At 71.4% G+C, this 19,711-nt stretch carries 18 protein-coding genes; 9 read left to right on the top strand and 9 right to left on the bottom strand.

The genetic code is table 11. The features are described 5' to 3' along the window. Position 1 precedes the first annotated feature (1 nt). A complete protein-coding gene (locus ACWD2L_RS27535; protein ID WP_351333113.1) occupies positions 2 to 922 on the top strand; it encodes a carbohydrate ABC transporter permease in 921 nt (306 codons plus the stop codon). A gap of 75 nt (positions 923 to 997) precedes the next feature. Beyond that, entirely contained in the window at positions 998 to 2,395 is a 1,398-nt protein-coding gene (locus ACWD2L_RS27530; RefSeq protein ID WP_351333115.1) for a GH1 family beta-glucosidase, read from the top strand. A 22-nt stretch (positions 2,396 to 2,417) separates the two neighbouring features. On the opposite strand, the gene ACWD2L_RS27525 is transcribed toward ACWD2L_RS27530, so the two are convergent. Both ACWD2L_RS27525 and ACWD2L_RS27520 read right to left on the bottom strand, forming a co-directional pair. Next, a complete protein-coding gene (locus ACWD2L_RS27525; protein WP_351333117.1) occupies positions 2,418 to 3,866 on the bottom strand; it encodes an aldehyde dehydrogenase family protein in 1,449 nt (482 codons plus the stop codon). A gap of 76 nt (positions 3,867 to 3,942) precedes the next feature. Next, the gene (locus ACWD2L_RS27520; RefSeq protein ID WP_351333120.1) at positions 3,943 to 5,508 is read right to left on the bottom strand and encodes a GMC family oxidoreductase; all 1,566 of its coding nucleotides are present in this window, start codon (positions 5,506 to 5,508) and stop codon (positions 3,943 to 3,945) included. 152 nt (positions 5,509 to 5,660) lie between these two features. Between ACWD2L_RS27520 and ACWD2L_RS27515 the strand changes: the two genes are divergently transcribed. Continuing rightward, a complete protein-coding gene (locus ACWD2L_RS27515) occupies positions 5,661 to 6,113 on the top strand; it encodes a GbsR/MarR family transcriptional regulator (RefSeq protein ID WP_351333122.1) in 453 nt (150 codons plus the stop codon). Here the strand turns inward: ACWD2L_RS27515 and ACWD2L_RS27510 are convergent. Beyond that, a complete protein-coding gene (locus ACWD2L_RS27510; RefSeq protein WP_451192051.1) occupies positions 6,055 to 6,693 on the bottom strand; it encodes a TetR/AcrR family transcriptional regulator in 639 nt (212 codons plus the stop codon). The two genes, ACWD2L_RS27515 and ACWD2L_RS27510, sit on opposite strands and share 59 nt — an antisense overlap. Positions 6,694 to 6,836: 143 nt before the next feature. Between ACWD2L_RS27510 and ACWD2L_RS27505 the strand changes: the two genes are divergently transcribed. From ACWD2L_RS27505 to ACWD2L_RS27490, 4 genes are all read left to right on the top strand, one after another. Next, positions 6,837 to 7,772 carry an NmrA/HSCARG family protein gene (locus ACWD2L_RS27505; RefSeq protein WP_351333127.1) on the top strand — a complete coding sequence of 312 codons (936 nt, stop codon included), beginning with the start codon at positions 6,837 to 6,839 and terminating at the stop codon, positions 7,770 to 7,772. Between the two features lie 164 nt (positions 7,773 to 7,936). Beyond that, entirely contained in the window at positions 7,937 to 9,184 is a 1,248-nt protein-coding gene (locus ACWD2L_RS27500) for a Clp protease N-terminal domain-containing protein (protein WP_351333130.1), read from the top strand. 70 nt (positions 9,185 to 9,254) lie between these two features. After that, on the top strand, positions 9,255 to 10,640 hold the full coding sequence (locus tag ACWD2L_RS27495; RefSeq protein WP_351333133.1) for a sensor histidine kinase: 1,386 nt from the start codon (positions 9,255 to 9,257) through the stop codon (positions 10,638 to 10,640). A 4-nt stretch (positions 10,641 to 10,644) separates the two neighbouring features. After that, the gene (locus ACWD2L_RS27490) at positions 10,645 to 11,289 is read left to right on the top strand and encodes a response regulator transcription factor (RefSeq protein WP_351333136.1); all 645 of its coding nucleotides are present in this window, start codon (positions 10,645 to 10,647) and stop codon (positions 11,287 to 11,289) included. Between the two features lie 14 nt (positions 11,290 to 11,303). On the opposite strand, the gene ACWD2L_RS27485 is transcribed toward ACWD2L_RS27490, so the two are convergent. The 6 genes from ACWD2L_RS27485 to ACWD2L_RS27460 form a co-directional block, all read right to left on the bottom strand. After that, positions 11,304 to 12,644 (bottom strand): MFS transporter, encoded by a 1,341-nt coding sequence (locus tag ACWD2L_RS27485; protein WP_351333138.1) that lies wholly within the window; start codon positions 12,642 to 12,644, stop codon positions 11,304 to 11,306. Between the two features lie 19 nt (positions 12,645 to 12,663). Next, complete coding sequence (locus tag ACWD2L_RS27480) at positions 12,664 to 13,899, bottom strand: flavin reductase family protein (protein WP_351333141.1); 1,236 nt, start codon at positions 13,897 to 13,899, stop codon at positions 12,664 to 12,666. 76 nt (positions 13,900 to 13,975) lie between these two features. Next, positions 13,976 to 14,929: a PDR/VanB family oxidoreductase gene (locus tag ACWD2L_RS27475; protein WP_351333143.1), complete on the bottom strand. Its 954-nt coding sequence runs from the start codon at positions 14,927 to 14,929 to the stop codon at positions 13,976 to 13,978. Beyond that, the gene (locus ACWD2L_RS27470) at positions 14,926 to 15,450 is read right to left on the bottom strand and encodes an aromatic-ring-hydroxylating dioxygenase subunit beta (RefSeq protein ID WP_351333145.1); all 525 of its coding nucleotides are present in this window, start codon (positions 15,448 to 15,450) and stop codon (positions 14,926 to 14,928) included. Before ACWD2L_RS27470 ends, ACWD2L_RS27475 begins: the two co-directional genes overlap by 4 nt. Further along, positions 15,443 to 16,741 carry an aromatic ring-hydroxylating oxygenase subunit alpha gene (locus ACWD2L_RS27465; protein WP_351333147.1) on the bottom strand — a complete coding sequence of 433 codons (1,299 nt, stop codon included), beginning with the start codon at positions 16,739 to 16,741 and terminating at the stop codon, positions 15,443 to 15,445. Before ACWD2L_RS27465 ends, ACWD2L_RS27470 begins: the two co-directional genes overlap by 8 nt. Further along, a complete protein-coding gene (locus ACWD2L_RS27460; RefSeq protein ID WP_351333150.1) occupies positions 16,738 to 17,943 on the bottom strand; it encodes an acyl-CoA dehydrogenase family protein in 1,206 nt (401 codons plus the stop codon). Before ACWD2L_RS27460 ends, ACWD2L_RS27465 begins: the two co-directional genes overlap by 4 nt. Positions 17,944 to 18,125: 182 nt before the next feature. Here ACWD2L_RS27460 and ACWD2L_RS27455 point away from each other — a divergent pair, with 182 nt between their 5' ends. Together ACWD2L_RS27455 and ACWD2L_RS27450 are read left to right on the top strand one after the other, a co-directional pair. Beyond that, on the top strand, positions 18,126 to 18,458 hold the full coding sequence (locus ACWD2L_RS27455; protein ID WP_351333153.1) for a hypothetical protein: 333 nt from the start codon (positions 18,126 to 18,128) through the stop codon (positions 18,456 to 18,458). After that, the gene (locus tag ACWD2L_RS27450) at positions 18,455 to 19,705 is read left to right on the top strand and encodes an amidase (RefSeq protein WP_351333156.1); all 1,251 of its coding nucleotides are present in this window, start codon (positions 18,455 to 18,457) and stop codon (positions 19,703 to 19,705) included. Before ACWD2L_RS27455 ends, ACWD2L_RS27450 begins: the two co-directional genes overlap by 4 nt. The last annotated feature ends 6 nt before the right edge of the window (positions 19,706 to 19,711 follow it).

Below are 19,711 nucleotides of genomic sequence, written 5' to 3'. Positions count from 1 at the left end.
CATGACCACCGACACCGCTCCGGTCCGCACCGGCGCCCGAGACGGCGGCGCCGTCGAGCGCCCCGCACCCGCCCGCCGCAGGCGCCTGAAGCCGGGCGCGGGCAAACAGCACCACGCGGGGCCCGTCACCTACGTCCTGCTCGGAATCACCGCCCTGGTCTCGCTCTTCCCGCTCTATTGGACGCTGGTCGCGGCCTCCTCCGACAGCGCCCGGATCTCGCGGACCCCGCCGCCGTTCCTGCCGGGGCCGAACCTCTTCACCAACCTCTCCCGGGCCTGGACCGAGGCCGCCATGGGCAAGGCGATGATGAACTCGCTGATCGTGGCCGGCGCCATCTCGCTGTCCACGGTGCTCTTCGCGACCCTGGCCGGATTCGCCTTCGCCAAGCTCCGCTTCAAGGGTCGGGGCGCCCTGCTCATGGTCGTCATCGGAACCATGATGGTGCCGCCCCAACTGGGCGTCGTCCCCCTGTTCATGATGATGAGCGACCTCGGCTGGGGCCAGCAGCTGCCATCGGTCATCTTCCCTACGCTGGTCAGCGCGGTCGGTGTGTTCTTCATGCGGCAGTACTTCGCCGAGGCACTGCCCGACGAGCTCGTCGAGGCGGGCCGTGTCGACGGCGCGCACTCGCTGCGCATCTTCTGGTCCATCGTGCTTCCGATCGCCCGCGCCCCCATGGCCGTGATCTTCATGATCACGTTCGTCCACGCCTGGAACGACTTCTTCTGGCCGTTCATCGCCCTCGACATGACCAACCCGACCGTGCCCGTGGCGCTCACACAGCTGAGCGCCGGCTATGTCCGCGACCAGTCCCTGATCATGGCGGGCGCGCTGCTCGGCACGCTGCCGCTGCTCGCGATGTTCGTGGTCTTCGGCCGGCAGATCGTCGGCGGCATCATGCAGGGCGCCGTCAAGGGCTGAGTCACGACTCACGTCGACGCGAAGCCGACTCAACTCCCGTACCGTTCCCGTCAGTTCATCCCGTAGGAGTCCTTCATGTCATCCGCGCTCACGTTCCCCGCCGACTTCCTGTGGGGTACGGCGACCGCCTCGTACCAGATCGAGGGCGCCGCCCAAGAGGACGGCCGCACCCCGTCCATCTGGGACACCTACGCGCGTACGCCCGGCAAGGTCCTCAACGGTGACACCGGCGACATCGCCTGTGACCACTACCACCGTTGGGCCGAGGACGTCGACATCATGGCGGACCTGGGCGTCAAGGCGTACCGCTTCTCGCTCGCCTGGCCGCGCATCCAGCCGACCGGCCGCGGACCTGCCCTGCAGAAGGGCCTCGACTTCTACCGGCGGCTGGCCGACGCGCTGCGCGAGAAGGGCATCAAGCCGGTCGCCACGCTCTACCACTGGGACCTGCCGCAGGAGTTGGAGGACCTGGGCGGGTGGCCGGCCCGGGAGACCGCCGAGCGGTTCGCCGAGTACGCGGCGCTGGCCGCCGAGGGCCTGGGCGACCACATCGACACCTGGACCACCCTCAACGAGCCCTGGTGCAGCGCCTTCCTCGGTTACGCGTCCGGGGTGCACGCCCCCGGTCGCACCGAGCCGGTCGCCGCCCTGCGCGCTGCCCACCACCTCAACCTGGGACACGGCCTGGCCGTTCAGGCGCTCCGCTCGCGACTGCGCCCGGCCGCCGAGGTGTCGGTGACACTCAACGTGCACCACGTACGCCCGCTGACCGACGCGGCCGGGGACACGGACGCCGCCCGGCGCATCGACGCGCTGGCCAACCGGGTCTTCACCGGCCCGATGCTGCGGGGCGAGTACCCCGAGGACCTGCTGAAGGACACCGCGTCGCTCACCGACTGGTCCTTCGTCGAGGACGGCGACCTGGCCGAGATCCACCAGCCGCTGGACTTCCTGGGCGTCAACTACTACTCGCCGACGCTGGTCTCCGAGGGCGACCCGGCCCACGGCAGCGACGGCCACGGCGCCAGTGCGCACACCCCCTGGGTGGGTGCGGACCGCGTCGCCTTCCACCCGACACCCGGTGACAGGACCGCGATGGGCTGGACGATCGACGCCTCGGGTCTTGAGGAACTGCTGGTCCGTCTGAGCGGCGAGAACCCTCGTCTGCCTCTGGTGATCACGGAGAACGGCGCGGCGTTCCACGACTACGCGGGCCCCGACGGCAACGTCAACGACCCGGAACGTATCGCCTACGTCCGCGACCACCTGGCCGCCGTGCACCGAGCGAGGTCCGCGGGCGCGGACATCCGCGGCTACTTCCTGTGGTCGCTGCTGGACAACTTCGAGTGGGGCTACGGCTACAGCAAGCGCTTCGGCATGGTCCACGTCGACTACCCGACCGGCACCCGCACCCCCAAGGCCAGCGCCCGCTGGTACGCGAAGGTGGCCGCGACGGGCACGCTGCCGGAGTGACACCTCACCCACTTGGAGGGGGTTACCGGTCGGCCGCCGGGGCGGAGGCGGCGATGTGTACGGCGGCGGGCCGGGTCGCGGCGTCGTAGGCGGCGCGCGCCCCGGTGGCTCCCATGCCGCTGTCGCGGGCGGGTTCGTAGAGCCGCTCGGGGCCGCCGCCCTGCCACTGGTTGACCCAGACGACACCCACGGGCAGCCGGGCGGCCGCCGCGATGTGGTCGGGGTCGTCGGTGTAGACGGTGGCGGCGAGGCCGTAGCGGGAGGCCGCCGCGCGGGCGAGCCCCTCCTCGAAGTCGGCCACGACGGTGACGGGTGCCACGGGACCGAACGTCTCCTCGGTCATCACGAGCATGGTGTCGTCGACTCCGGTGAGGACGGTCGCCGGGTAGAAGTAGCCGGGGCGCTCCGGTGCGACTCCGCCCGCACGAACGGTCGCGCCTTTGGTGACGGCGTCCTCGACGTGGCGTCGTACGGTGTCGCGTTGCCGCGCGTCCACGAGGGGGCCGAGCACCGTGGCGGGGTCGAGACCGTCGCCGACGGCGAAGGTCCGCGCCGCGGCGGCGAGGGCCTCGACGAACTCGTCCGCGATCCGCTCATGGACGTAGATCCGCTCCATGGAGGTGCAGATCTGGCCGGTGTTGATGAAGGCGCCGAACGCGACGGCTTGCGCGGTGGCCACCGGGTCGACTCCGGCGTCGATCACGACGGGGTCCTTGCCGCCGAGTTCGAGTACGCAGCGGTTCAGGTGCGCTCCGGTGGCCGTTCCCACGGCGCGGCCGGCGCCGACCGAGCCGGTGAAGTGGACGAGCCGTACGTCTTGGTGTTCCGTCAGCGCCGCGCCGGTGCGGCCGTCGCCGAGGACCAGGTTCAGCACGCCCGCGGGGAGTCCGGAGGCGGCGGCCAGTTCGAACAGCCGCACCGTGGAGAGCGGGGACCGCTCGGAGGGCTTGACCACGACGGTGTTCCCGGCGGCGAGCAGCGGGCCGAGGCCACCGAGGACCATGGCGACGGGGAAGTTCCACGGGGTGATGACCGCGGTGACACCGAGCGGGTGGCGGACGATGTCGGTCCGCTCGCCCGCCGGGCCAGGCCCTGCCACCGTTTCGCTGAACGGGTAGGTGAGCGCCTGGTCGGCGGCCGCCTTCAGCCCGGCCACCGCGCCCTCCACGAAGGTGCGCCCGATGCCGACCGGCTTGCCCATCTCGCGGCATTCCAGTTCGGCGAGTTCCGCGGTGTGTGCGGCGATCGTGCCGGCCCAGGCGTGCAGGTGCTCCACGCGCCGAGACACGGTGAGGGCGGCCCACTCGCGCTGCGCTTCGGCGGCCGCGGTCACTGAGCGGTCGACGTCGGCGGCGCTGCCCGCGCGGAAGTGCGCGACGGCTTCCTCGGTGGCGGGGTTGACCACGGCGACGACATCCTCGCCGGTCGGCTCTTCCCACCGGCCGCCGATGAAGTTCTGGAGGGTTTCCATGGTGGGGGCCGTTTCTGTTCGGTAATTCTGTTCGGTACGAGGTTCAGCACGGGGCTCCGTGCGTCACGGGGCGGTGTCAGGCGTCGAGGCGGTCGGCCATGAGTTCGCCGGTCATGATGGCGGCGAGGTTGGTGTTGGCCCTCGGCACGGAAGGGAAGATCGAGGCGTCCACGACCCGCAGTCCCCGGACACCCTGCACCCGGCATTCCGGGTCGACGACCGTCCCGGCGGCGCTGGTCGCGCCCATCCGGCAGGTACTCGTGCCGTGTTGGGCGTCGAGGACCGTGGCGAGCAGATGGTCGTCGAGGGCACTGTCGTCCGCCAGTGCCGCGAACAGCGGGCCGTTCGCCTCCTCGACCGATCCGCCCAGGACGGCGGCCGTCTCGGCGCTGCCGCTCAACTCGACGAGGGCGCGCACACCCTCCCGCATCGGGGCGAGATCCCGCGCGTCGGACAGCATGCGCTGGGCGACGTACGGGTGTGCCGAGGGATCCGTGGAGACGAGGGTGAGTTCACCGCGCGAGTGGGTCCGGTTCAGCCAGACACCAAAGCCGCCGGCGTGCTCTTGGGTGTTCGCCGTGGCCATGGACAGCACGTTCTGGTTGAGCGAGACGAACATGAGGTCGTCGGAGTGCGTACCCGACCCGCTGGACCAGCGCACGCAGACGTTGGTGTGCCGGTCGTGCGGTGACGTGATGGCGGTTTCGGCCCGCAACGGCAGCGAGAGCACCGTCATCGCGTGGTCCTGCATCCCGACACCGACCGGCAGGTCCTGGCACACCTCGATCCCCAGTGCCCGCAGTTGGGCGGCGGGGCCGATGCCCGAGCGCAGCAGGATCGCGGGGGAGTGGATCACCCCGGCGCTGAGGATCACCTCGTCCGCGTACTCGGTGACGACGGCTCCGTCGATCACCGCACGCACACCGACCGCGCGGTCGTTCTCGAAGATGACGGTGTCCACCAGCGCGTCGCCGCGGATGGTGAGGCCGGGCAGTTCGCGTCCGGGTTCGAGGTAGGCGTCGTTGACGCTGACGCGGCGGCCGTCGCGGGAGTTGATCGGGTACGGCGATACGCCGGTGGCGCCGGGGGCGTTGACGTCGGGTGCCCAGCCGAACCCCGCAGCGAGCGCCGAGTCGGCCAGGGCCCGGTCGACGCTACCCCAGGCGTCCTTCGGGGTCCGGTGGATCGGGGTCGGCCCGCCGCGGCCGTGGTGGGGCTTGTCGCCGAACTCCTCGTCGTCCTCCAGCTTGGCGAAGTAGGGCAGCACGTCATCGGGCGCCCATCCGGTACAGCCGAGCCGGGCCCACTCCTCGAAGTCCGCCATCGGCGGCCGGATCGCGATCTGGCCGTTGACGGACGAACTGCCGCCCACGCCACGCCCGCGCCAGTACGGGGCCTGCGGCTGCTTCTCGGTGCGCGAGGAGTTCAGGCCGGTCCACACGACATGTTCCGAGGCCGCGGGATCCATGAGGGCCACCACGGGGTTGGGGGAGCGCCACGCCTCCGGCATCTGGGCCGAGCGGTAGTCGGGGCCCGCTTCGAGCAGCAGGACCCGGCGGCCGCGAGTGGCGGCGCGGACGGCGAGCGCCGCACCCGCGGAGCCAGCGCCGACGACGATCAGGTCGCGAACGTGCTGTGCCATCGCTCCTCCTTGATGCGGGAGTGTCACGCACCGGGGGCTCCTGTGCGGATGCTGGTAATCTGACGCAGAAGGAAAGTTCAGTCAAGAATGAATTTTCAGTTTTTTCCGTACGGGGAGGATCGGTGCCGCCAGCCGCCGACAACAGTTCAGCCATGAGCGAGAGGCCGTTGGTCGAGGACTTCGGCCGGCGGATCGGGAGCGCGATGGGATGGCCGCCGATCGCCGGGCGGCTGGCGGGTGTGCTGATGCTCAGCCCCGACCCCATGACGCTGTCGGAGCTCCAGGCGCGGCTGGGAGCCAGCAAGGGTTCGACGTCGGAGATGACCCGCCTGCTCATCGCGAACGGCACGGTCGAGCGGGTCAAGGTGCCCGGCGTGCGCCAGGCCGGTTACGTCTGGCGCGACGACGCGTGGAGCGGCTGCCTCCAGCACCAGCTCACCCAGACCGAGCAGCTGCTCGAACTCGCCCGGACCGCGCAGGAGCGGGGAGTTGGCATGCCGGAGGCGCAACAGGCGCGGCTGCGCGACATGCACACGTACTACGACTTCATGGTGTGTCAGCTGCGCCGCCTGCTCGACGAGTACCGGCGGCTGGCTCGGGGCTGATCCCCGCCACCGCAAGGGCGAGCAGTGCGTCGGCGCGGGCCGCGGGCTCGGGGTGGTGCTCCGTGGCGAGGGTGAGGCCGACGGCCAGGGTGATCAGGTCCTCGACCGTGACCCCTGGTGCCACCGCACCCTCCCGCGCCGCGCCCCGCAGGAGTGGCTCTCCCGCCTCGATCAGCGCTGCCGCGCAGGAGTTGCCCCCCACCGGGTCGTGCCCCTCGTCGTACGAGAGGGCTGCCGCCAGTCCGCGCGCGGTGACGCAGTAGGCGACCACCTCGCCCAGCCACTCCAGCAGTGCCTTCCGGCCCTCGCCCTTCCGGCCGTCACTCTTCCCGTCCTTGCCGCTCCGGCCGTCGAGTTCTCGTGCCCGTGCGCTCAGTGCCTCGATCCGGTGCCGCGAGACGGCCTCCAGTAGCGCCCGCCGGGTCGGGAAGTGTCTGCGCACGGTCGCGGAGCCGACTCCGGCTACGCGCGCGATCTGCTCCAGCGAGGCTTCCGCGCCCCGTGCGGCGACCTCCTCCTCGGCGACGGCGAGGATCCGCTCGTAGTTGCGCCGGGCGTCGGCGCGCTGCCGCTCGACCATGTGATCAGCTCCAGGATTGCTAAGTGGCGGGGCCCGCCATATCGTATCCGAACATAAATGGCGGGCCCCGCCATTTCCCGTGGCCGACGCCTGCCCTTGGCCGGCCGTGCGTCCGTACGTCCGTATGTCGAAGGAGTCCTCTCATGCCGACCCCGCCCAGCACCCCGTCACTCGCACACGCCCCCGTACTCGTCACCGGCGCCACCGGCCGGCAGGGCGGCGCCACCGCCCGTGCGCTGCTCGCCGCCGGTGTTCCCGTACGTGCCCTGGTCCGGGACCCCGCCACCGACCGGGCCCGCGCCGTCGCCGCACTCGGGGCCCGGCTCGTCACCGGAGATCTCCTGGACCGCGCCTCCGTGACGCACGCCGCCGAGGGTGCCCGCGCCGTCTTCTCGGTCCAGATGCCCCTCTTCACCGCCGAGGGCGCCGACTTCGACAACGAGCTGGCCCAGGCCACCAACCTCGTCGAAGGCGCCCGCGCCGCCGGGGTGGAGCAGTTCGTGCACACCTCTGTCACCGGTGCTGGGCAGCACACCGAGGTACCCGGCTGGGCCGAGGGGTACTGGGACTTCATGGCCCCGACCCTCGACACCAAGGCCGCCATCCAGGATCTCGTCCGCACGGTCGGCTTCCCGCGCTGGACGCTCCTCAAGCCGGGCTTCTTCATGGAGAACCTGCTCCCGTCCATGGCCTACCTCTTCCCGCACGGCATCGAGGGCGGCCTGATCACTCTCATCAAGCCCGACACCCGGCTCTCCCTCACAGCGGTCGCCGACATCGGCACCGCGGCCGCCGCCGCCCTCGCGGACCCGGACCGTTTCCACGAGGTGGAACTCGAACTGGCCAGTGAGTACCGGTCGATGGAGGAGGTCGCCGAGATCCTCAGCCGCGTCCTCGACCGGCCGATCACCGCGCCTGACCTGACCCTGGAGCAGGCCCTCGCCGCTGGAATGCCGCCCATGGGTGCCTCCGGTGCCTTCATGAACGCCGCGGGCCAGCCGGGCCGCCCGGAGTTCGCCCGTGCGCTGGGCCTGCCGCTGACGCGCTTCGAGGACTGGGCGCGGGTGAACCTGCGTTAGGCGTCAGTGGGCGAACAGTTCCACGGGGTCCGGCCGGGTGGCCCGCCCACTGCCCGACAACCCGGCCGATCGGACCGGAAGCCTGGACGGTCGGCCGACGCGGAGCCGAAGGTCCCGCGGATAGCGTCCTTCTCGGTAGGTGACACCACGGAGAGGGAGCAACGATGGATCAGCGAACGGCCGACCGCGACACCGGACTCGCCACCGAGTTCGAGAGGGACGTCGAAAAGCTGTTGCTGGAGGCGCTGCGCGCGGGGGCCAAGCAGGAGCGCGAGGACGTCGGTACGGAGAGTGTGCTGGCCGCGATCGTGTCGGGTGACTCGGACGCGGGCTCCGCGATCGCCCCGGGGATGAAGGCGTCCGGCTCGCTCAGCGGATCCATCGGGTACCGGGGGACGTCCGTGTGGGTCAGTGCCGACGCGGGGGACGGCGTGGCGGAGACACCGGACGACGAGCGGGAGATTGACGCCCTGTGGCGGGAGGTCCGGCACGAGGAGGCCAAGCGGCGGCGTTGGCAGAACCGGAAAGAGGAGAAAAAGAAGAGGGAGGAGGGCCAGGCCGCCCCGCGGAGCATCGAACTGCCGCCGATGACCGGCGCGTTGCGGTCGTGTCTGCGCAAGGCATTGGAGGCCGCACGGGCGGAGGGCGCCGTGTCGGTGCGTGTCCGTCATGTGGCGCACGCCCTGGTCGAGTTGGACGGGACGCGGGCCCGCGAGGCCATGGTCGTGGAGAAGGTGGACGTCCCGGCTGCCTCGGCCGCGCTCGAGGCGCTGCGGGGAAGCGACGAACTGCCGGAACCCACCACAGTGTTCATCCTGCGCAAGGCGGGGACGTTCGGGAAGAGCGGCAATCCGCTGACCCGGAAGTTCAACGCCTGGGTCTTCGGCGGCAGCGCCGGACTCTTCGGCTCGGCGATGGTGGGCGCGGCGCGCTCGGAGGCGCCGCGGGTGGCGGTGCGGCGCGGGGAGCCGAAGACGCAAGCCGTCGACATGCTACTGGGCATCCTGGCCCTTGAGCGGTCGCTGAGCGTCGCGGGACGTGAGCTGCCCGAGAAGCTCCAGGGGGCGAACCGAGGGGCGGAACTCCTGCGCCGGCACGGCGCCCGGCAGGACGCTGTCTCCCGGGTGCTGCTTCCCACCACAGGCGTCGCGGAGGGGGAGCCCGCGGAGGTGCGCGGACCCGCCGACTTCGAGGAACGGCTCCTGCACGTCACGCAGTTCACCGCCTCCCACCATGGCTCGCCCACGGTCGGCACGACCCATCTGCTGGCCGCGCTCCTTGACGAGACCGGGACGGACGCGGAGTCCGCGGCGGAGATCGAGCGCGTGCTGACCGAGAGCGGCGTGGACGTCGACGCGCTGCGGGCCGAGCCGGAGCTCCAGGTGCCCGCAGGAGCGGCGCGTGCGAACTGAGGCCGCGGTGACCCACCAACACATGTGACACGATCGGCCGTTGAGAACGGAACCCGCGCGGAGGAAAACGATGAGCCCGGTAGTGCGACCGTGGACGCGGGTGCGCCGCGAGGCGGCCGCGATCCGGAATGCGGTGCGAGCCGCGCCCCGGCGGACGGTCGTGATCGAGTCCGTACTCGCCGGCCTGGTGTTGGTGTGCTCGCTGGTGCCGGTTCCGCTGATGCCGCCGGCCCACCCGGTGCCGGTGGCCCTCCTGGGTGTGTGGGCGGCGCTGCTCGTGCCCGCGCGGCGCCGGTACCCGACCCTCGCGGTGCTGGGCTGCATGCCGGTGATCGCCGGGGAGAACGTGTGGGCGACGGTGGTGGTGCCGTGTGTCGTCTGGTCCGCCGTACGCCGCATCCCCGCCGCCCGGCGCGCCTGGACGGCGGTCGGGGCGAGCGCCGCCGGAGCCGTGCTCCTGTCGATCGCCAGCCAATCCCTCAGCGAGCTTCCCACGCTGCCGTATCTGATCACCGGCGCCGGCCTGGCCGCACTGTTCGTCCTGCTGCCCGCGCTGTCCGGCCGGGTGCTGGGGCACCGCCGTCCGCTGAAGGGACTGCTGCGGGAACGCAACGCCTACCTCGAACAGGCCCGCTCCCTCACCGACGAGGCGGCCCGCATGGAGGAACGGGCCCGCATCGCCGCCGAGATGCACGATCTGCTCGGCCACCGCATCGGACTCATCTCGGTGCACGCCGGGGCCCTCCAGCTCGCCGCCGAACGCCAGGCGCCGCCGCTGGCCCCGCAGGCCGAACTGCTGCACACGACCGCCGGAACGGCCATGGACGAGCTGCGCGGCATCCTCGGCGTCCTGCGTCACCAGTCGGGCGAGGACATCGGCGAGCGGGGGACCCGTGAGTCCCTCTCGACCCTCGTCACGGACTCCCGTAACGCGGGGGCAGACGCCGAACTCCATTGGAACGCCGCCGACTTGACGGAAGCGGACCCCCGCACCCGGCAGGCCGTGCACCGTGTCGCCCGCGAGGGACTCACCAACGCGCTGAAGCACGCACCCGGCGCGACCGTCCGTGTCACGTTCCAGGACGAAGGGGCGACCGTGACGATCGCCGTCGTCAACGACGCCCCGCCGGCGCCCCGTTCGCCCGGCGGCGGGAACCGCAGTGGACTCGTCGGCCTGCACGAACGGATCAGCCTGCTCGGGGGCGTCCTGCAAGCCGGACCGCGCCCGGAGGGCGGCTTCGCCCTCTCCGCCCGGATACCCGTCAGGCCCGACGCGCAGTCCGTGTACGCCACTTTGTCGAAGCCACTGTCGGAGGGGGCGGGCTCCCGGGCCCCGCTGTCCACGGAAGTGCTCACGTGGCCCCGCATCCTGGGAGGTGGCTGCGCGGCGCTGCTGGTGCTGTTGCCGACGATCGGTGGCACCGTCGCTCTGTTGATCATGGCCGTCCTACAATGAGGCGATGATCCGAGTCCTGATCGCCGACGACGAGGCCCTGATGCGTACCGGCGTCCGGCTGGTCCTTGAGCACGACGACGAGATCCGTATCGAGGCCGAGGCACAGGACGCCCGTGAGGCCGTCGAAGCCTGCCGGGTCCACACCATCGACGTCGCCCTCCTCGACATCCGCATGCCAGGGGACGGCATCACCGCCGTCGCCGAGATCACCCGCCAGTCGCCCCGCACCCGCGCGGTGATGCTGACGGCCTTCGGTGAGGAGTCGACCGTCACCAGCGCGTTGCGCGCCGGGGCCCACGGCTACCTCCTCAAGGACACCGGCCCCCACGCGCTCATCGACGCCGTACGCCGCGCAGCCGCCGGGGAACCCGTCCTCGCCCCGCAGGTCACCCGCCAACTCGTCGACTTCCGGACCCGCATGGGCCACAGCGGCGACGCGGCAGCGGGCCGGATCGCGGAGCTGACACCGGCCGAACGGGACATCCTGCGGCTGCTCGGCACCGGCCTTTCCAACGCCGAGATCGCCGACCGGCTCCACCTGAGCTCCGGCACTGTCAAGGCCCACATCAGTAGCATCCTCACCCGCACCGACTGCACCAACCGGGTCCAGGCCGCGGTGCTGGCGCAGGAGGCGGGACTGCTCGGCTGACATCGGGCAGCCCGTCACCGCTTCCGCAGCGCCCGCGGTGCCGTCTCCGGCAGGGCCATCAGACACACCAGGGACAGGACGCAGGTTCCGGCGAGGTAGTAGCCGACGTTGTCGGCGTTTCCGGTCGCGGCGATGATCCGGTTCGCGACCAGCGGGGAGATGCCGCCGCCGAGGACGGCGCCGAGGTGGAAGGCGATGCCCATCCCGGACTGCCGCTGGTCGCGGGGGAAGAGCTCGGTGAAGAAGGTGTACATCGGGCCGAACAGCAGCCCGGTCGTCGCGAAGCCGAGCATCAGCGCGCCGGTGAAGGCGCCGATGGTGCCCGCTCCGGCGATCGGGAAGATGACCAGCGCCGCGACCAGTGACGAGAGCGCTCCGGTGAACATGACCGGTCGCCGGCCGAACCGGTCCGAGGCCCACGCCCCGACGACGTTGCTCGCCGCGTGGACCAGCAGGCCCAGCGTGCTGGCGTTGACCACTGCCTGCCGGGGCAGCCCGAGACCGTCGGGGGCCGCGGACGTCGCGTAGGACATCATGAAGGTGACCAGCGCGAACGTGCAGGAGTTCAGGCCGATGTTGACGCCCGCGGCCAGCAGCACCCGGCGCCAGTTGGAGCGGAAGACGTCGGCCACCGGGCGCCGGTCCTTGAGCGACTCGCCCTCCTCGCGCACCATCTGCTGGAACACCGGGCTCTCCGCCACGCCCCGGCGGATCCAGACGCCGATGACGATGGCCACACCACCGGCGAGGAAGGGCAGCCGCCAGCCCCAGGACTCGATGCTGGAGTCCGGCAGGAAGAGCACGGCGGCGAACGCCAGGTTGGCGATGATCGTCCCGAACGGCGAGCCGAGGGCGACGAACACCCCGTACCTGGCCCGTTTGTCATCAGGGGCGTGCTCGATGGCGAGCGCGGCCGCGCCGCCGGTCTCACCACCACGGAACAGGCCGTGCCCCATCCGCAGGACGACCAGGAGCAGCGGCGCCGCGACACCGATCTGCGCGTAGGTCGGCAGCACACCCATCAAAACGGTGGCCGCGCCCATGCCGATGAACGTGAGGAGCAGCGCGAAGCGCCGGCCGTACCGGTCGCCGACCCAGCCGAACCCGGCGGCGCCGAGCGGCGCCATCAGGAAGCCGATGGCGAAGGTCGCGAGACCGAGGAAGGTGCCGAACCAGGCGTCGTCGGTCTTGAAGAAGGTGTCGGTGAGGACCAGCGTGGTCGCCGTCCCGTAGATGGCGAAGTCGTAGAACTCCAGCGAGGTGCCCAGCCCACTGGCGAGGGCGATGCGGACGATGCCGCTGCGGGCCGGCGGCGGCGAACCCGTGGTGGCCGCCGCCGATATTTGCTCGGTCATGTGTGTACCTCTGGGCCTGTCAGGGGAGTTTCGGCGCGTAGCAGGAAGGGGGTGTGCCACCGGTCAGTTCGGTGATGTGCTGCGCTCTGTCCAGCGCGGCGGCGAGGATGGCCCGGAAGCGTTTCGCCCCGATGTCGGCACCGAAGCCGCCCACCATGAGTTCGAAGGCGACGTGCCGGTCGGCGCCGAAGACCGGGAGTTGGAGGGTGCGGGCATGGTGCCTCGGGCGGGGGTCGCGGCAGTAGTCCGCGTATCCGGACGCCATCCGCTCCCAGAGCCCGACCAGGGCCTGGCGCCCGTCCCCGGCCCCGTTCCGTGCCTCGGCGGTCAGCCCGCCGAAGTGCTCGGAAAGGGTGTGCCCGAAGGAGATGGCGTACCCCTGCTCGCGGACCAGGGCGAGGGTGTCGTCTAGGAGTTGGGTGTCGATCCGGCCCATCAGGCGCACGGCGTCCTCCCTCCAGGCGCGGCGCAGGTCAGGGTCGCACCAGGCGGCGAAGCCGGGGTCCATCGGCGCCGCGAAGGGGAAGCAGGTACCGACGTACGGCTGCCGGGTGTCGGCCGCGGTGAGCACGACCACCTGGCCGCGCACCACGGTGGACAGAGCGCACTCGACGTTCAGCTCCCGGGCGAGGTCCTGAATGAGGTCGCCGACACCCGTGGCGATGCGGAGCCGGGAGCCCATTTCGGCAAGGTCGACACCGGTGACCGGAGACGCGAACGAGCCGTAGCCGCCGTTGAGGAAGACCAGCGGCGCCTCGTCGGCGCGCGGGCCGAGGCCCAGGTCCTCCACCGCGCCCAGCACCATCACGTGGTCCCCGGCCGGCAGTACGTCGTGCACCGTGGCGTCGAACCAGGCCACGGCGGACCGGAGCCGCGGAACACCGTGCTCGTCGAACTCCCAGGCGTCGCCGGTGAACCGGTCCTCGGGGGCGGCGGCGAAGAAGTCCCGGCACAGGGACTCGTGTTCGGCGCCCAGGACGGACGCGTGGAACCGGCCCGCGTGTCGGATGCCGGCGTAGGTCCGGGACCGTTCCTGGGGCAGGAACCCGACCAGGGGCGGGTTCTCGGACACCGAAGTGAAGGTGCCGACGACCATCCCGATCGGGCCACCGGACTCGTCGACCGACGTGATGATGGTGATGCCGGTCGGATACCGTCCCAGGACCGTGCGCCAGCGTGACTTGGGCGGGGGCGGTGGCTGCGGGACCACGCGGTCGCCGCAGGACCCGGTCTGCTGATTCGTCTGGCTGACCATCGTCTTCCTTGTCGGGTCGGTGTCGACAGTGGGGCAGCGCGTCCGCCGACGGTGTCGCCGGTGTGCCGGCCGCCGGTCAGTACAGCTCGATGCGCAGCCGTTCGGAGCGTGCCCGTGACACACAGAGCGCGATCTCCGTGCCCGCCGCGTGCTCGGCGGCGGACAGGCAGTGGTCGCGGTGGTCGGCGGTGCCCTCCAGCAGGCCGGAGACGCACGAGCCGCAGATGCCCTCCTCGCAGGACTTGCCGACGGAGATGCCCGCCTCCTCCAGCACGGAGAGGATCGAGCGGTCGGCCGGGACCTCGAACTCCTCACCGGTGTCGAGCTCCACCGTGAACGGTGTGTTGTCCGAGGCGTCGACCGGCTCCGCCGAGAAGTGCTCGACATGGACCTGCGCCTCGCCCACGACCGGGGCGAAGACCGCGGTGACCTGGTCCATGAACCCGACAGGCCCGCAGGTGTACACATGGCTGTCGGCACTCAGTGTGGCCGCCGATGGCCGCAGGATGTCAGGGTGTTCGCCCCGCGGACGCCCGATGTGGAGGGTGACCCGGTCGCGGAACTCGGCGCGGCGCTCCAGCAGGTCGCCGAAGGCGAGCTCGGCGCGTGAGCGTACGAAGTAGTGCAGCGCGAAGTCGGCGCCGCGCCGGTGGAGTTCGTAGGCCATGCTCAGCAGCGGGGTGACGCCGATGCCGCCGGCGACCAGCAGGTGCCGGTCGGCGTCGTCGGCGATGCCCAGCAGGTTGCGGGGCGGGCCGATCGTCAACTCGTCGCCGAGCTCCGCCTGGTGGAGGGCCGCCGAGCCGCCCCGGGACTCCGCCTCCCGCTTCACCGCGATGAGGACCGACGAGCGGTCGGCCGGGTCCCCCGCCAGCGAGTACTGGCGAAGGACCCCGGTCGGCCCTGTCACATCGATGTGCGCGCCCGCGGCGAAGGGGCCGAACGCGGCGCCGTCGGCCCTGCGCAGCCGCAGGGAGCGGACCGCCGCGCTCTCCTCCACGATCTCGGACACCTGGACGGCGACACTCACAGCAGGAACCCCGCGGCGGGCACGGCGTCCTCGGAGTCCACCAGCCGGATCACCTTGCGCACGATCCGGTCCTCGGAGCGGTCCGCGCCGAACCGGACCGTGAACTCGACGTCCCCGGCCCACAGTTGGTGACGGCCCCGCTTATAGGCGACCACGACCTGGGCGGCCCGCAGCGACACCGATGCGTCGGTGGTCTCCACCGCCACGAAGCGCGACACGGTGCGTGCGGTCCTCGCCGAGTCGACCGCCGCGATGGCGTACCCCTCGGTGAGGCGCGCGACGCGCATGGCCCGCATCCGGGCGTCGTCGTAGACCATGTTGAGCTGGTCGTCGAAGTCCTCGGTGGTGGCATCGAGCGGGATGACGTAGATGCCGTCATCGGCGTACAGCTCGTTCCACGCCTGGTACTCCTTGCGGTCGAGCAAGTCGGCCTCGTGCCAGGCGAGTTCGATGGCCCGCACGACGCGCGGGTCGGAGAGGGTGGCCGTGGCGGCGTTGGGGATCATGGCGGTCTCAGCCATTGCTCATCATCTTCTTCCACATCCGGTACGCGGCCCGCATACCGGTCTCGTCGGTGCTGTGCGAGGTGGCCCAGCCCTCGGGGGCCTCGGTCTCGCGCTTCAGGCCGCGGTTCACCATGATCGGCATCTCCGGGCAGGCCTGGGCGCCGCGCTGCACGCGGTCCCAGCCCTCGGCGTCGTCGGGGGTGCCGAAGCCGAAGGGGCCCTGGAAGTGCTCGTGGATGCGCAGGCGTTCGCGGCGGATCGGCCCCGCGATCTCCTCCGGGGCGTCCACGCCGAGCGCCACGTGCTCGATGATCGTCTCGTCGACGCTGATCGGGCGCAGCACCCGGAAGAACGCCGAGGACAGGCCGACGTTGGGGAACAGATTGAGGTTCGAACCGGTGCCGTGCATGGCGCGGACCAGCTTGCGGACCTGCGCCTCGTCGGCCCCGCCCTGCCTCAACTCGGCGGCCAGGCCGTCAAATCGGGGCTGCAGGGGCTCGCTGCCGTCGTCGGCGTCGAGATCCATGTGCGCCGGCACCATGTGCATCACGCTGTGCCCGTTGCCGAGGGCCTGGCAGGTGGAGGCCGGGTCGGTCATGAAGCTCAGCATGTCGGCCGTCTCGCCGTCCACCGAGCTCATCCAGGAGCGGTGCACGATCGGGAAGTGGTAGCCGTCGGTGGTGTTCTCCAGCTGGATCTTCCAGTTGCCGCGGAACCTGAAGCGGTGGGTGCCGAGCACCTTCAGCGGATAGCCGCCGCCCTGCTTCATGAACCGGTCGGCCCACCCCCGCACATCGCCGAGGAACTCCTCCAGGGGCTCGGCGTCCTGGTCGAAGGTGGCGAAGATCAGGCCGTGGTAGCTCTCGGTGCGCAGCTTGTGCAGGCCCATCTGGTCCTTGCTCAGCACCCCCTCGTAACCGTCGGGGTAGGGGATGCCGCGCAGCCGCCCGTCCAGGCCGTACGACCAGGCGTGGTAGGGGCAGGTGAAGCCGTTGGCCTCGCCGCGTGGCTTCTCGCACAGGCTGGCGCCGCGGTGCCGGCAGCGGTTGACCAGGGTGTGGAGGGCGCCCTTGCGGTCCCGCGTGACGATCACCGAATTGCGGCCCACGTACGTGGACTTGAAGCTGCCCGGTTTGGGCAGCTCGCTCTCGTGCGCCACCCAGATCCAGGTCTTCTCGAAGATCTCGGTCATCTCGCGTTCGAAGATCTCCGGGTCGGTGTAGACCCGCGCGGCGACGCGATCGTCCTGGACGAGATCGGCAGGATCCAACTGATGGATGTTCGCCGCGGTGAACTCGATGGTCATGCTGTCTTCTCCTCGGTGTTGCCGCTCCTGGGGCGGTGGTCCCGGTCGCCACGGGGGTTCTCGGGGCCCAGGAAGCCGGGGGTGGTCGGATCCAGGCCCAGCAGGACGGCCCCGGCGTCGTCGTAGATGTGCTGGCTGAGCGAGGCGTGCAACTGGGGGACCTGGGCGTCGAGCCGGATCCGGTTCAGGGGGTGGGAGTTCTGGATGATCGCCGCCCCGGACACCTTGGACAGGTCGTGGACGACCTGGGCGGCGGTGTCGGCGATGTGCACGGCGCTGAGGCGGATCCGCGCGACCTGCTCCGCGCTCGCCGCCTCCCCGGCGCTGACGGTCTCCCACACCTCCTCGGCGACGTCCAGGAAGTAGCGGCGCGCCGACTGGAGCGCCACGTACTGCCGCGCGAACTCCGTGCGGTAGTAGGCCCGTTCGCCGACCGGCGGCGCGCCCGTGATGCCCCGGTAGGAGCCGGAGCGGTGCGCGTGGTCCAGGGCGCCCAGGGCCACACCGAGCCCGATCGCCGCGTGACACTGCGCCTGGTAGGCGAGCAGCGGGTAGCGGAAGAGGGGCTCGTCGATCTGTGAGGCGCCGCCGCGGATGTAGGTCCACTCCAGCGGGATCTCGACGTCATCGAGCACCGTGTCGAAGGACCCCGACGCGCGCATCCCGCTCACGTCCCAGTCCTGCACGATGGTGACTCGATCGGCGGGGAGCAGCGCCGCGCGGGGCTGCCCGCCCGCGGACTCGTCCAACAGGCCCACGTTGATGTAGTCGGCGGCCATGCAGCCGCTGGCGAACTTCCACCGGCCGCTCACCCGGAATCCGTCCGCGGTCCGCTCGGCCTTCTGCATCGGGAAGAGGCCACCGGCCACGACGACGTCGGGGCCTTCGCGGTAGATCTCCTTCTGCGTCTCCACGGGGAGCGCGCCGAGGTAGGTGTTGGCGGACGCGAAGCCCACCACCCAGGCGGTGGACCCGTCGACACGGCCCACCTCCTCGACCAGCCGGAGGAATTGGTGGGGCGGCAGCACACTTCCCCCGAACCGGATCGGGGTGGCGTGCCGGTAGACACCGAACGGCATGAGCTTCTCGATGAAGTCACGGGGGACGTACCCCTGGGCGTTGAACTCCGCCCGTCGTTCGGTGAGCTCCGCAAGCACCGCTTGCCACTTCGTGCCCGCTATTGGCTCGGGGGTGTCACCCATGTCGGCTCCTTCCGGCTCGCGTTCGAGGCCCAACGGGATGCTCAGCCATCGCGTGTGCCGATGCGACGGGTCGGACCGGTGAGTGGACCGACGCGGCGGAACCGGCAGGACGATGTGGTCGGATCCGTAGGCGGAACGGACGCGCCGCCACAGACACGACCCCAAAGGAGGAGTGGCCGAGCATGGAAGAGCGAGAGCCGGATGACCGCGCCCCGCGGATGACCCTCACCTGCTACAACGACAACCACGGCTACGGGTGGAAACACGTCGACCTGTTCGTCCGCGACGCCGCGGGACGCGAACTCGGCTGGGTGCACTGGGGCGTTCCCCAGGACGGCCCGGACGCGGCGGACGAGGAGACCGCCCGCGTCGAACCCGCCCTGCGACGCACCTCGGACTGGCGCCATGGTGTGAGCGCCGGTGGCATGGACTTCTGGGAGGCCGACGTGCAGTGGGGCACCGACATGCGGTCGGGGACCGACACACAGACCGACGTACAGCGGGGTACCAAGTGAGCGACACCGTCCGAAAGCCCTGGCCCCTGAGCGAACTCGTCGCCGAGCTGAGCTCGGGACGCACCACGTCCGAAGCGGCCCTGCGGCGCAGCCGTGACCGCATCGCGCGGACCGAGGAGCAGGTACGTGCCTGGGTGGCCTTCGATGACACACCCGCGGCCGTACCCGGCGGCCCCCTGGGCGGCGTCCCGATGGGCGTCAAGGACATCATCGACCTGGCCGGACTGCCCACCCGGTGCGGCTCGGTACTGCGCGCCGACGCGGGACCCGCCGAGCGGGACGCCCCCGTCGTGGCGGCCTGGCGGGCGGCCGGGGCGATCCCGATGGGCAAGACCGTGACCACGGAGTTCGCGTTCTTCGCGCCCGGCCCGACCCGCAACCCCGCCAACCTGGGGCACACGCCCGGCGGTTCCTCCAGCGGCTCGGCGGCGGCGGTCGCCTCCGGGCAGGTCCCGCTGGCCATCGGCTCCCAGACCGCGGGATCGGTGACCCGGCCGGCCGCGTACTGCGGCGTCGCCTCGCTCGTACTGCGCCACGGTCACCTGTCCACCGAGGGCGTCGCGGGCCTCAGCCCCAGCCTCGACGCACACGGCGTGTACGCGGCCACCGCCGCCGATGTCTCCCTCGCGTGGTCCGCTCTGACCGGCGAGCAGGACCCGGCCCGCGCCGAGCACGGCCCCCCGCGGCTCGCGCTCTGGAACGCCGCACCCCTGGCGGTCGTGTCCGACGAGATGGGTACGGCGCTCACCTCGGCAGCGACCCGGCTCACCGACCGCGGCGCGAGGGTCGACGCCTTCCCGCTGGAGACCCTGATCGCCGAAGTGACCGCGTCGCACCCGGTGGTGATGGCCTACGAGGCCGCACGCGAACGCTCCGTCGAGCTGGAGCAGGCCGACCGCCTCAGCGCGCCCCTCGCCGGGCTGCTGCGCACCGGCGCGGACACCACGGAAGCCGACTACGGCGCCGCGTGCCACCTGGTCTCCGCCGCACGCACCCGACTCTGCGCGCTCTTCAGCCAGTACGACGCGGTGCTCGGCCCGGCCGCGCCCGGGGCAGCTCCTCAGGGGCTCGACGCCACCGGCGATCCCGTGCTCAGCCGCTCCTGGCAGGCTCTCGGCCTGGCCGCCGTCGCCGTGCCGGGGTTGCGGAACGCGGCAGGGCTGCCGCTCGGACTCCAGGTGATCGCGGAGTCCGAGACGGCAGCCCTGCGTGCCGCGGTGTGGGTGGAGCGAAACCTCAACGGGTGAGAAGGA

Source organism: Streptomyces sp. NPDC002754 (genome assembly GCF_053592315.1).
Note: the sequence above shows the minus strand (reverse complement) of the source record. Positions and strands in the feature narration are given on the sequence as shown.